The organism is Rhodococcus sp. 06-156-4, assembly GCF_002259345.1.
In the GTDB taxonomy this organism is placed as follows: Bacteria; Actinomycetota; Actinomycetes; order Mycobacteriales; family Mycobacteriaceae; genus Rhodococcoides; species Rhodococcoides fascians_E.
In genome coordinates this window covers 46,016-58,534 of record NZ_NPGB01000027.1, presented here as the reverse complement: position 1 = coordinate 58,534, position 12,519 = coordinate 46,016, and the positions used below count along the sequence as shown (strand labels likewise).

The 12,519-nt window shown below is 65.4% G+C and carries 9 protein-coding genes; 5 read left to right on the top strand and 4 right to left on the bottom strand.

Annotated elements, in window-relative coordinates; translation table 11 throughout:
- Positions 1-68: 68 nt before the first annotated feature.
- The 3 genes from CH290_RS19035 (at position 69) to CH290_RS19025 (ending at position 3,853) form a co-directional block, all read left to right on the top strand.
- Complete coding sequence (locus CH290_RS19035) at positions 69-815, top strand: DUF6319 family protein (protein ID WP_033189016.1); 747 nt, start codon at positions 69-71, stop codon at positions 813-815.
- A gap of 88 nt (positions 816-903) precedes the next feature.
- The gene (locus CH290_RS19030; RefSeq protein ID WP_019666917.1) at positions 904-1,560 is read left to right on the top strand and encodes a S1 family peptidase; all 657 of its coding nucleotides are present in this window, start codon (positions 904-906) and stop codon (positions 1,558-1,560) included.
- 214 nt (positions 1,561-1,774) lie between these two features.
- On the top strand, positions 1,775-3,853 hold the full coding sequence (locus CH290_RS19025) for an MFS transporter (protein WP_033189015.1): 2,079 nt from the start codon (positions 1,775-1,777) through the stop codon (positions 3,851-3,853).
- A 91-nt stretch (positions 3,854-3,944) separates the two neighbouring features.
- Here CH290_RS19025 and ilvD read toward each other — a convergent pair whose 3' ends face one another.
- From ilvD to lppU, 3 genes are all read right to left on the bottom strand, one after another.
- Positions 3,945-5,651, bottom strand: coding sequence for a dihydroxy-acid dehydratase (ilvD, locus tag CH290_RS19020; RefSeq protein ID WP_019666915.1), 1,707 nt, complete (start codon positions 5,649-5,651; stop codon positions 3,945-3,947).
- Positions 5,652-5,946: 295 nt separating this feature from the next.
- A complete protein-coding gene (locus CH290_RS19015; protein ID WP_033189779.1) occupies positions 5,947-7,437 on the bottom strand; it encodes an MFS transporter in 1,491 nt (496 codons plus the stop codon).
- A 48-nt stretch (positions 7,438-7,485) separates the two neighbouring features.
- On the bottom strand, positions 7,486-8,103 hold the full coding sequence (gene lppU / locus CH290_RS19010) for an LppU family putative lipoprotein (RefSeq protein ID WP_019666913.1): 618 nt from the start codon (positions 8,101-8,103) through the stop codon (positions 7,486-7,488).
- Between the two features lie 185 nt (positions 8,104-8,288).
- Here lppU and CH290_RS19005 point away from each other — a divergent pair, with 185 nt between their 5' ends.
- Both CH290_RS19005 and CH290_RS19000 read left to right on the top strand, forming a co-directional pair.
- Positions 8,289-9,332 carry an ATP-dependent DNA ligase gene (locus CH290_RS19005; protein WP_033189778.1) on the top strand — a complete coding sequence of 348 codons (1,044 nt, stop codon included), beginning with the start codon at positions 8,289-8,291 and terminating at the stop codon, positions 9,330-9,332.
- A gap of 1 nt (position 9,333) precedes the next feature.
- Positions 9,334-10,413 (top strand): DNA polymerase domain-containing protein, encoded by a 1,080-nt coding sequence (locus CH290_RS19000; RefSeq protein ID WP_019666911.1) that lies wholly within the window; start codon positions 9,334-9,336, stop codon positions 10,411-10,413.
- Between the two features lie 11 nt (positions 10,414-10,424).
- Here the strand turns inward: CH290_RS19000 and nhaA are convergent, their stop codons facing one another.
- Positions 10,425-12,320, bottom strand: coding sequence for a Na+/H+ antiporter NhaA (gene nhaA / locus CH290_RS18995; RefSeq protein ID WP_033189777.1), 1,896 nt, complete (start codon positions 12,318-12,320; stop codon positions 10,425-10,427).
- Between the last annotated feature and the right edge of the window lie 199 nt (positions 12,321-12,519).

Genomic DNA, 12,519 nt, shown 5'->3' with positions numbered 1-12,519 from the left:
GGATTCTGCGTTCCGGGGGACAAGTATGCGACAGTATTCGCAAACACTTTCGAGAGAGGTATGCACCGATGCCACCGCGTAGACGTTCGACGCCCACCGGTTCCCTGACGCCGGAGAATCTCGACACGCTGGCCACGGCCCTCTCCGAGGGGCGGCGCGCGACGGTGTACCTCATCGAGCCGACGCCGAGCCTGGGCCTGCCCGAGGGAACGTCGGCGAGGGTCGTCTCGATCGACGGAAACACCGTCACCATCAGCCCCAAGGGCGTCAACGACGAGCTCCCGTTCGAAGCGGAGGAACTCCGGATCACCCGGAACCCTCCGTGCGGTGCACCCAAACCGGCACCGAAACCGGCACCGAAACCGGCGTCGACGCCGGGGCCCGAGGTGGCCGAATGGACCGAGCCGGCCCCAGCACCCAAGCCTGCGGCCACCAAATCCGCAGCTCCGAAGTCGGAGGTGACGACGTCCGCCACGCCCAAGACTGCCGCGCCCAAGACTGCTGCGCCCAAGCCTGCGCCGGCGAGGAAGGGAAAGAAGGGGCCGGACAGCGTCAGCGTCACCATCCACGCCGGGCCGGACAACGACTGGTCCGTGACGGTCACCCACGGTGCCCGCAGGCCAGGAAAAGCGCAGTCGGTGTCCCCCGAGTCCGTCTCCCGCGCGGTACGCGAACTGGGCGACGATTCGGCACGCGACGCCGTGGAAGCCGTGATCTCGTACGCGCGAGAAGAGGCAGCGTCGCGTGTGGAGGAGCTCAGCCGCCAACTCGAGGAAGCCCGGTCCATGCTGGCCGCTCTGGAATCGGACCTTTAGTACTCGTGCGTACTTGTTGACGTCAGGTACTCGTCCATCGGTGCTTCTTATTGCTAGGGTTCTGCGGACACCGCTGGAGAGGGAATACATGTTGAAGAAGTTCATGCTCGTCGCCGTGGCTGCTGCCGCTGTTGCTGCGAGCTTCGGCGTCGGAACTGCGTCAGCTGCGGCTCCGGCGGTGCTGGGGGGCGGATCCGGAATCATCGTCGACGATGCTGCCGAGTGCACTCTGACGACCATCGGCAACGACCGCGAAGGCCGCCTCGTCGGTATCACCGCCGGTCACTGCGGTGGAGCAGGCGCCACGATCGTGCCGGAGTACGACCCGTCGGCAGGCGTCGTCGGACGCATCGCGTTCTCCAACCCCGAGTACGACTACGCGGTGATCGAGTTCGATCGCGCCAAGGTCGTTCCGGTCAACCGGGTGGGCAACGTGACCATCACGCAGGTCGGTCCTCCCGCCTCGTTCCCCAACATCGTCTGCAAGGAAGGCCGCACCACCGGTAACACGTGCGGCGTCGCCTACGGGGACGTTCTGCAGTCGCAGGAGACCTGGTCGCAGCTGTGTGTCGTCGAAGGTGACTCCGGTAGCCCGGTCGTCGTCGGCACCACGCTCGTCGGCATGGTGAACGCGTACCTCGGTGTGGCGTGCTTCGGACCGCAGGTCGGTACCAACATCGACGCGATTCTGCGCCACATCGACGCAGGCAACGCCGTCGGAGCAGGTTTCGCCCCCATCCCCTGATCGGACTCTCCGAGTCGCCGATCGGGTCATCAGCGTTACAGATCATGCCACCGTGTCAGTTCGATTGACACGGTGGCATTTTCGTTCGTTGGGATCTCTCCCAGTCACTTGTGTAACGGCCGCCACAAAGAATTGCGTACTCTAACGCATCCTTCCTAGGCTGCACAGCACTGCGCGCGGTGTGTCGCGTGTGGTGCCTAGGGGGGGAACACACATGACATTGCTTGCGATGACTCCTGTTCAGGAGATGGAAAAGCCGTACGCGAAACGTTGGGCAGCGCTGGGGGTGCTGTGCCTGAGCCTGCTCGTCGTCGTCATGGCGAACACGTCGCTGTTGGTGGCGGCGCCTGCGATGACGCTGGATCTGAACCTGTCGAGCAGCGACCTTCAGTGGGTCATCGACGGATACACCGTGCCGTACGCGGCCTTGATGCTTCTGTTCGGCGTCATCGGCGATCGGTATTCTCGCAGAGGCGCACTCATCATCGGCCTGCTGATCTTCACGGCGGGTTCTCTCGCCGGCGCGCTGACCGGCGCCACGACAGGCGTGATTCTCGCTCGCATCGTCATGGGCGTCGCCGCTGCCATCGTCATGCCTGCCACGCTGTCGCTCCTGGTGGCGACGTTCCCCAAACGCGAACGGGCCACGGCCGTCACCATCTGGGCCGCCACGTCGGGTCTCGCCATCGCGATGGGTCCGCTGCTCGCCGGCTGGCTGCTCGAAAGCTATTGGTGGGGTTCGAGTTTCCTGATCAACATCCCGTTCACGATCATCGGGATCGCAGGCGCCGTCGCTTTGGTGCCGCCGTCACGTGCGGTGAACCCGGGCAGGATCGACTGGCTCGGAGGGCTGCTCTCCGTGCTCGCAGTGTCCACGGTGGTCTACGCGATCATCGAGGGCATGCACTTCGGTTGGAGCGTCGGACCCACGTACTTCGCGGTGGTGGGCGCGCTCAGTACCGCGGCGTTCGTCGCCTGGGAGCTTCGCCACCCGAGCCCACTTCTCGACGTCCGAGCGTTCTCGTCCCGCATCCTCAGCGGTGCCGTACTGGCCGTCCTGCTGTTCTTCCTCGTCACCTTCGGCGCGATCTACTATGTGGCCCAATATCTTCAGTTCGTACTCGACATGGGCCCGGTCTCGACCGGGGTGCACCTGCTCCCTCTGGCGGTCGCCGTGTTCGTCGGCTCGGGCATCACACAATGGCTGACGCCGCGAGTGGGCATGAAGTACACCGTCACGGCCGGCATGGTCGTCGGCACGCTGGCCGTGGTCTCGATGCTCGGAATCGACACCACCGCAACCTATGTCGACTTCGTTCCGGTTCTGGCACTACTGGGCCTCGGTATCGGCCTCAGCGTGTCGCCGTGCACCGACGCCATCATGGCCGAATTCCCCGAGAGCAAGCTCGGCGTCGCCGGCGGGCTCAACGACACTGCGCTGGAACTGGGCGGATCTCTCGGAATCGCCGTTCTCGGTTCGGTTCTCGCAACGACGTACCGCGGCGGCATCGTCGACTACCTCGCGGACTTCCCCGGCAAAGGAACCGACGGCCAGCCGACCGCGCAAGCCGCACAAGCGATCGAAGCGTCCGGCGACTCGGTGGCCGGGGCCGTGATCGTCGCAGACATCATGCGCGAGAACACCTTTCTCACCGGATACGCCGACAACCTGGTGATCACCGCGGTGAGCTCGTTCGCGAACGCCGTCGTGCACACATCTTTGATCGCAGCCGTGGTCTTCGCCATCGGGACCGTCGTGGTCGGCGTGTTGCTGCCCGGCCGCACCCCGCGCGTCGTGCCTACCGTCCGCACTGCATTCGATCCCGACGCAGCCAAGGAAGTTGCCGAGCTGGAGCATCTCCTCGAGCAACCGTCGGCCCCGGACGCCGTGGTGAAGAAACCTCGGAAAGAGGTTGCGCCCGAGGCGTCGACGCAGGATCCGGTGGCAATCGAAGTGGTCGACGACGAACTCACCCGACCCAGCATCTACCAGCTCGCCGCCAAGGTCTACGAGGTCCAGGCCGCCACCGAGGAGGAAGCTGCCCTCGCAGCGTCGGACCATCTCACCATCCACCACCTCGCCCTGGCCGACATCGCTCGCAAGCGCCGCGAAACCGCAGAAGAAGAACTGGACGCGGCGCTGGACCTCGCGGAACTTCCGGTCATGAAACGGGCACCCAAGCCCGTCGTCCGGGAAGATCAGCTGAACATCTACCAGTACGGCGACTCCGTCCGCCGCAAGTGCACCGACCTGAAAGAGCGCTCGAGCTCCGTCTGGTCCATGCCGCTCTAGTACAGGGATTGCGTCCCACCCCCATCGCTCGAAAACGCCTCACACGCTGTCTGTTCGTGTGAACGGACGATTCGAGCGATGGGGTCACGCGCTAGATCAGTACCGCACCATCGGATGCGGAACCGACGAGCTTGGCGTACTTGGCCAGGACACCGCGGGTGTAGCGGGGCGGTAGAGGTGCCCAACCTTCCTTGCGGGATTCGAGTTCAGCGTCGTCGACGAGGAGGTCGAGGGTTCCCTTTCCGACGTCGAGGCGAATCCGGTCACCGTCGCGAACGAAGGCGATGGGTCCGGCGTCGACGGCTTCCGGCGCGACATGTCCGACGCACAGTCCCGTTGTACCGCCGGAGAATCGGCCGTCGGTCAGCAACAGGACGTCCTTACCGAGTCCCGCGCCCTTGATGGCACCGGTGATCGCGAGCATTTCTCGCATTCCCGGTCCGCCCTTGGGGCCTTCGTATCGGATGACGACGACATCGCCCGCGGAGATCGTGCCGTCCTCCAACGCATCCATCGCGGCGCGTTCGCGCTCGAAAACTCGTGCAGTGCCGACGAACACGTCCGAGTCGAAACCTGCCGACTTGACGACGGCGCCGCCCGGGGCCAGTGAACCTTCGAGGATGGTGATGCCGCCGGTCGGGTGAATCGGCTCTTCCAGCGCACGCAGCACCTTGCCGTCGGGGTCCGGCGGCGCAATGTGAGCGAGGTTCTCGGCCACGGTCTTTCCGGTGACCGTCAGGCAGTCGCCGTGCATGAGCCCGGCGTCGAGCAGCGCCTTCATGACGACGGGAACTCCGCCGATGGCGTCGACATCGGTCATGACGTGCTTGCCGAACGGCTTGACGTCCGCGAGGTGCGGCACCTTGGAGCCGATGCGCCGGAAGTCGTCGAGCGTCAGTTCCACTTCGGCCTCGTGGGCGATGGCGAGAAGGTGGAGCACGGCGTTGGTCGATCCGCCGAAGGCCATGACGACGGCGATCGCGTTCTCGAATGCCTTCTTCGTCATGATGTCTCGCGCAGTGATACCGCGTCGGAGAAGTTCGACGACGGCTTCGCCGCTGGCACGGGCGTACCCGTCGCGTCGACGATCGGGTGCAGGCGGAGAAGCGCTGCCGGGCAACGACATTCCCAAAGCTTCAGCGGCACTGGCCATGGTGTTGGCCGTGTACATGCCGCCGCAGGCGCCTTCGCCCGGACAGATTGCGCGTTCGATGGTGTCGACATCCTCGCGGGACATCAGGCCACGAGAGCACGCACCGACAGCCTCGAACGCGTCGATGATGGTCACCTGGTGCTCACTGCCGTCGGACAGCGTCGCGAAACCCGGAAGCGTCGAACCGGCGTACAGGAACACACTCGCGAGATTCAATCGCGCTGCGGCCATCAACATTCCGGGAAGCGACTTGTCACACCCGGCCAGAAGCACCGAGCCGTCGAGGCGCTCCGCGCTGACCACCGTCTCCACACTGTCCGCAATGACCTCACGCGAGACCAACGAGAAATGCATTCCCTCGTGACCCATCGAGATACCGTCGGAGACGGAGATGGTGCCGAACTCGAGCGGATACCCGCCCGCCGTGTGGACCCCCTCCTTGACCGCCTTCGCGAGGCGCTCCAAGGACAAATTGCACGGAGTGATCTCGTTCCACGACGACGCGACGCCGATCTGGGACTTCCCCCAGTCCTCGTCACCCATCCCCACCGCGCGCAACATTCCTCGCGCAGCGGTCTTCTCCAAACCATCGGTGACGTCGCGGCTCCGCGGTTTGACGTCCGGCGAATCGTTCTCGGTCGACATAGCTCTCCTGACCTGATCTCGGATATGGGCTGTATCCGTAACGGTCAGCCTAATCCGGGTCGTTCCGCAGGCTCCACTCCTGGCCTAATCCGGGTCGTTCCGCAGGCTCCACTCCTGGCCTAATCCGGGTCGTTCCGCAGGCTCCACTCCTGGCCTAATCCGGGTCGTTCCGCAGGCTCCACTCCTGGCCTAATCCGGGTCGTTCCGCAGGCTCCACTCCTGCCTCCAATGGGTCGTTCCGCAGGCTCCACTCCTGGCCTAATCGGGGTCGTTCCGCAGGCTCCACTCCTGCCCCCTAAATCTGCTCCCTCGGGCTCAGCGCCGGGGACGACGGGTCGCAGCTGTAGGTGGGGTTCTTTCGAGACGGACTCCTGACCATGACTGCGGCGATGAGGGAACCCACGACGAGCAGGCCGGCGCAGACGATCATGGCCGTGTGGAAGCCGTCGGAGAAGGTCTGGGGCCGGTCGTAGTCGGCGCCCGCGATTCCGACGAGGCCAGGTAGAGCGGCCACGGCCAGGAGCTGGCTGGTTCTGGCGACGGCATTGTTGACACCGGATGCTGTTCCTGCGCGGTCGGTGGACACGGCTCCCAGGACGGCGCCGGTGAGCGGCGCGACCAGGATCGACAAGCCGAGGCCGAAGACGACGACGGCAGGAAGCACGTCGACGAGGTATGTCGATGCCGGCCTAACTCCCGCCGCCGATCCAGTCGTTCCTGCAGCCTCCACTCCCGCCGCGGCCGGCGAGATACGGAGCATCAGCAGCAGTCCGGCGGCGGCGACCAACGGCCCGACAGTCATCGGCACACGGGGCCCGATGCGCTGCGCCACCCGTCCGGCCCGCGCGGAGAGCACGAGCATCAGAGCGGTGATCGGCAGAGTCGCCACACCTGCGGCGATCGGCGAATAGTCGAGCGCCAACTGAAGTTGCAGGATCAGCAGGAAGAACACTCCGCCGAGCGCCGCATACACGGCGAACGTCACCAGGTTGGCCGCCAGGAAGACACGGGACGCGAACAACGACGGCGGAATCAGCGGATTGGATGTCCGCAACTCGACGACGACGAACGCTCCGACCGCGAGTACGCCCGCCGCCACGACCCACCACGATGCGTCGATGAAGCCGTAGGTGAGCAGGCCGAGCGCGAGGGCGACGACACCTGCACCGGGGAGATCGAGTTTCCCCTCCGCGTGAGGGTCGCGGCTCTCGGGCACGTGCTTGACGGCCACCAGGACGACGGCGACAGCCAGCGGAATGTTCAGCAGGAAGACCGATCGCCACCCGGCCACGTCGACCAACCACCCGCCCAGCAGAGGCCCGACGGCGGACGCGACACCGCCGAGACCGGACCACACGCCGATGGCGGCGCCCCGGTCGTCGGGATGAATGGACGCGGAGATCAACGCGAGGCTTCCCGGCGTCAGCAACGCCGCGCCGACGCCCTGCAGCAATCGCGCGGCGACGAGTACCTCGATGTTCGGCGCCAGACCGCACAGGACCGAGGCGACGGCGAACCAGATCGTGCCCCAGACGAAGACCGTCCGTCTGCCGAGGCGATCGCCGAGCGCACCGCCGAGCAGGATGAACGACGCCAACGTCAGGGTGTAGGCGCTGACGGTCCACTGCAGTCCCGAGACGCCGGATCCGAGATCCCGGCCGATGTCGGGCAGCGCCACGTTCACGACGGTCGCGTCGAGCATCGCCAGCGAGGACCCCAGAACCGTCGCGGCGACGATCCAGCGTCCCCTCGGAGTCTTCAATCGGACCGAATCGGACCCCGTCATGGAAGCACCGTCATGAAAGCACCGTCATGACGGAAGTCTTGCACCGATCTACAGATCTTCGACGCAGACGACGAAGTTGCGTTCCGGATAACGGAAACCGCTCGTCGCCTGGAGATCGCAGGAGTCGACGTCGGTGGTTCCACTGAGGATCTCCACGACGCGGACGGAATCGAACCCGGGCGATCCGCAGTCGATACGCTCGGGATCGTCGTCCATCGGAATGTCCATGCAGCCGCCGATGACCCAGTCGATGTCCAGGCACAGTGCGCCCTGCTCGATGTCCGCGTACGTCTCGTAGTAGTACTGGTCTGCGTCGGAGATGCACTCGGCGTTTGTGGGAGCCTTGCCGATCACCTTGTAGTTCGAGTCGGCGCTTCCGCACGCGGCATTGTCGATGGTGGCGTCGTCGACAGTTCCCCCGAGGTCGACGCATTCACCGATCTCGACGTCGATGTCGACGTCACCGCCCATGTCCTCACCTTCCTGCGCCGGCGCTTCGCCCGTCGTGGGCGCAGACGAGCTGGTCTGGGTGGTCGAGGTGACGAGTTCGTCGGCGGCCGGGATCGCCCGCGGAGTGACGGTGCTGCTACAGCCTGCGAGCACGACAGCGCTACATGCCAGCACAGCAATCGCTGCGCCGCGAAACTTCTCACTGAGGGAGAGCATTGACCGTTCCTTAGTTCTATGAAGGTGAGGACCCGAGCACGACAAGAATCGGATCAAAAATATCCCGTCCGTCCCGATTTCGTGAGACCAGGTGTGGCTCGAGTGAACGCTGAGGCGGACATTCACGATTACCTGCAGCGAAAGAAGGTACTCCTCGGCGGTTCCACTAGGGCAGTATTGCTCTCGTGGACCTCCCGATCGCGTGGCCGCTGCAACCGATGCTGGCCAAAGCCGCCAAGACCGTCCCCGCACAGCCCGAGGGCGGAGAGCCCGCATGGTCGTACGAGCCCAAGTGGGACGGCTTCCGTGCCATCGTCTTCCGCGACGGCGACGAGGTGATCCTCGGGTCGCGTGGCGGCAAGGACCTCGCCCGCTACTTCCCCGAGCTGGTCTCGGCCGTCCTGGCGGAACTGCCGGACAAGATCGTCGTCGACGGTGAGATCGTCGTGCCGCGGGAGCGGGACGGGCGTACGAGGCTGGACTGGGACGCGTTGTCCGAGCGCATCCACCCCGCCGATTCGCGAGTGCGCATGCTCGCGGAGAAGACACCGTCGATGTTCGTCGCGTTCGATCTTCTGGCGATCGGTTCGACCGACCTGACGGGTGAGCCGTTCTCCGTCCGTCGGGCAAAGCTGCTCGAGGTGATGGCAGGCGGTGATCGCTGCCAGGTCACCAGCACGACGGACGACGCGGCGACCGCGCAGGATTGGTTCGAGCGTTTCGAAGGCGCTGGGCTGGATGGAGTCGTTGCCAAGAAACTGGACGGGCTGTACCTGCCGAACAAGCGCGAGATGATCAAGATCAAACACGCCAGAACGGCCGACTGCGCGTTGATCGGATACCGAGTGCACAAATCCGGCAACGGAATCGGATCGTTGCTGCTCGGCCTGTACGACAACGGCGAGCTTCGGATGATCGGCGGCGCGTCGGCGTTCACCGACAAGCGGCGCGTCGAAATCCTCGAAGAACTGCAGCCGTTGCGCACCGGGGAAGAACCGAAATCGGCCGAAGCCAACCGGTGGACGTCGAACAAGGACCGCAGTTGGGTGCCGCTGCGCATCGAGCGGGTCATCGAGGTCGCCTACGACCAGATGGAAGGCGAGCGTCTGCGGCACGCCGCACGCTTCCTACGGTGGCGACCGGACCGGGATCCGAAGTCCTGCACCTACGAACAGCTGGAAGTGCCCGTCAGCTACGACGTGGCCGACGTGATCGCCGGGGGCAAATAAGATGGCAGCGAAGACACCGCCCGCGTTCGTGCAGGCAGGTGACCGCGAGGTACGAGTCTCGAGCCCCGACCGCGTGATCTACGAGGCAACGGACATCACGCCGGAGATCACGAAACTGCAGGTGTGCGAGTACTTCGCCGCCGTCGGTGAACCACTGTTGAGAGCGATCGGCACTCGACCGACCGCGATGGAACGGTGGCCCGACGGTTTCCGCGACGGGATGCGTCTCGCCCTCGGCCCGCAGGACAAGGAGGGCGACGGCTTCTATCAGAAGCGGCTGCCCAAGGGCGCTCCCGACTGGATCGAGACCGTGAAGATCGCCTTCCCCAGCCGCCGGACCGCGGAGGAACTGTGCCCCGGTGAACCGGCGTCCGCAGTGTGGGCCGCGCAGATGGGCACGTTGACGTTCCATCCCTGGCCGGTGCGACGCCCGGACGTCGACCATCCCGACGAGTTGCGGCTCGATCTCGACCCGCAGCCCGGGACGACGTTCGCCGACGCGCAGCGCGTGGCCGAGGTGACCCGTGAACTGCTGGAGGAGTTGGGGCTGAAGGGATACCCCAAGACCAGCGGCAACCGCGGCATCCACATCTACGTCAGGATCACGCCGTCGTACACGTTCGAGCAGGTGCGGCACGCCGCCATCGGGCTGGGACGTGAGCTGGAGCGCCGCGACGACGGGGTCACGACCAACTGGTGGAAGGAAGAGCGCGGGGAACGGATCTTCCTGGACTTCAACCAGAACAACCGGGATCGGACCATCGCGAGCGCGTGGAGCCTACGGGCGAAGACCGGTGCGCCCGTGAGCACGCCGATGACGTGGGCGCACCTGGCCGGGATCTCCGACCCTCGCGAGTACAACCTGGTGACGATCCCCGACTACCTGTCCGACGGCGATCCGTGGGCGGACATGGACGAGCAGGCCTACTCGCTGGACCCGCTGCTGGAACTCTGGGAGACCCTGCCGGGCGGCGAACTCAACTTCCCGCCCGACTACCCCAAGATGCCCGGCGAACCTCCTCGCGTTCAACCGTCGAAAAAAGTTGCCGAGCACTGGGACGACGACGGCAACCGTCTGTGAGTGGAGCCGCGTCACGTCGAGGAGGTGCGGAGCTGCGTCAGTTCCCGGATGAGCGAGGCGGCATCGTAGGGCCCGGTGTGCCGGATCAAGTCGGTGTCCCCGCGGCCGAGATAGAACGTCGGCGTGCCCTCGACGTCGCTCGACGCGGCGTCGAGCTCGTCGTCCTCCACTCGAACCACGTAATCGCCGGTACGTAGGTCCTCGGAGAACCGGTCCATGTCGAGACCGAGATCCTCGGCGTAGTCGTCGATGTCGTCGGGAGTGAGTGCGTCGCTGTTCGCGAACAGGACGTCCGCCATCTCCCAGAACTTCCCCTGCGCCGACGCGGCTTCGCTGGCGTGGGCTGCGTAGCGCGCGTGCGGGTGGTAATCGTCGAGGGGCAAGTGCCGGAAGATGTATCGGACGTCGTCACCGAAGTGGGCTCGGACCTCCTTGATGCTTCCGGTGGCCTTGCTGCAGAACGGGCATTCGAAATCGCCGTACTCGACGATGGTCAAGGGTGCATCGACGGGACCACGGATGTGATCGCGCTTGGCGTTCACCGGTCGCAGGATCCGATGCGACACCTCCTGCTTGGGCGGATGGATGCGCGCGTCGATACGGAACAGCAGCCAGCCGAGCAGCGCCGCCACCACGGACGCGGCCAGCACGCCGACGCGTGCCTGGTCGGCGAGGAATTCGTCGTCGAGCGCGAGGTCGACGATGAACAGCGAGATCGTGAATCCGATTCCGGACAGTGCAGCACCGCCCGCGATGTGCGAGATCGTCAGACCGGGCGCCAGCGCCGACGGTTTCATCCTGGCGAAAATGGCTGCTGCACCCGTGATTCCGATGAGCTTGCCGACGACGAGTCCGACGACGATGCCCCACGTCAACGGCGACGTGGCGGCGGCACGCAGGGTCTCGCCGCTGAGGACGACGCCCGCATTGGCGAGCGCGAAGATCGGCACGATCAGGAACGCGGTGTAGGGCTGATACAACCGCATCAGACGCTCGTTGACGGACACGGCCTGGTCCAGGCCCAGCCTCGCGGCGCGGGCGTACTCGGGATTGGGTGACTGGCGGAACGCTCGGGTGAGGTCGGCTGCGCGTTCCACTTCGCTGCGCCTCGGCGGGTAGACCGGCAGGATGAGTGCGATCATGACGCCGGCGAGAGTGGCGTGCACGCCCGACTCGTGGAAGGCCACCCAGGTGGCCAGTGCGACGACCAGATAACCGATCCCGCGCCACACCTGCATTCGTCGGAGCAGCGCGATCGCGGCCAGACCGACGAACGCCAGAATCAACGGAACGATCTCGACCTTGTCGGTGTAGAAGAACGCGATGATGGCCAGCGCGCCGACGTCGTCGGCGACGGCGAGCGTCAGCAGGAAGATGCGTAGGCGGGCGGCCTTCTTCGGTCCGATGACGGCCAGTGCGCCGAGAACGAACGCGGTGTCGGTGGAGATGACGACGCCCCAGGCGCCTGCGGCCTCACCGGATGGATTGAGGATCAGGAACAGAACAGCGGGGATGGCGAGACCCGCGAGCGCCGCGACGATCGGGATGCTCGCGCGTGAGCGATCGGTGAGCTCGCCCATCGCGAATTCGCGTTTGACCTCCAGGCCGACGACGAAGAAGAACAACGCCATCAAGCCGTCGTTGACCCAGTGCGCGAGGTCGAGCGAGATGCCGTGGCCACCCACGGTGATCGAGAGTTCGGTGTGCCAGAAGCTCTGATAGGTGTCGCCGAAAGGCGAGTTGGCCCACAGGAGTGCGAGTAGGGTCGCCCCGAGAAGGAAACCCGCGGCAAGGGTCTCGCTACCCCCTGCACCGCGAGTTGCGGCACCGTGTCCCGGGCCGAGGGAGTCGGTGATGCGCTGGGCCAACCGTCGCACGGGTGAGACGGTCGGTGTCATGTCGGCCATCAGGCGCGGGGTCCGGGGATTGCAAGCGTGCTCATCGGTTGAAGAAATCCCCTCGATCGGTGGTCCAGCTGGTGGACCTGACTCTCCGCAGCGTGTGTTCGGTCGCTGCGCACACCACGCAACGCGCCGACGGTAGGAAAGCTTCCACCGTTACGGCACCTCGTGACCGTATCGTGACTACTCTGTTATCTCCGACGTA

Excerpts from the sequence above, each read along its gene's own strand:
- ilvD (WP_019666915.1), bottom strand. The coding sequence starts at position 5,651 with ATGTCGACCGAGAACGATTCGCCGGACGTCAAACCGCGGAGCCGCGAC.
- nhaA (WP_033189777.1), bottom strand. The coding sequence starts at position 12,320 with ATGGCCGACATGACACCGACCGTCTCACCCGTGCGACGGTTGGCCCAG.
- CH290_RS19035 (WP_033189016.1), top strand. The coding sequence starts at position 69 with ATGCCACCGCGTAGACGTTCGACGCCCACCGGTTCCCTGACGCCGGAG.
- CH290_RS19025 (WP_033189015.1), top strand. The coding sequence starts at position 1,775 with ATGACATTGCTTGCGATGACTCCTGTTCAGGAGATGGAAAAGCCGTAC.
- lppU (WP_019666913.1), bottom strand. The coding sequence starts at position 8,103 with ATGCTCTCCCTCAGTGAGAAGTTTCGCGGCGCAGCGATTGCTGTGCTG.
- CH290_RS19030 (WP_019666917.1), top strand. The coding sequence starts at position 904 with ATGTTGAAGAAGTTCATGCTCGTCGCCGTGGCTGCTGCCGCTGTTGCT.
- CH290_RS19015 (WP_033189779.1), bottom strand. The coding sequence starts at position 7,437 with ATGACGGGGTCCGATTCGGTCCGATTGAAGACTCCGAGGGGACGCTGG.
- CH290_RS19000 (WP_019666911.1), top strand. The coding sequence starts at position 9,334 with ATGGCAGCGAAGACACCGCCCGCGTTCGTGCAGGCAGGTGACCGCGAG.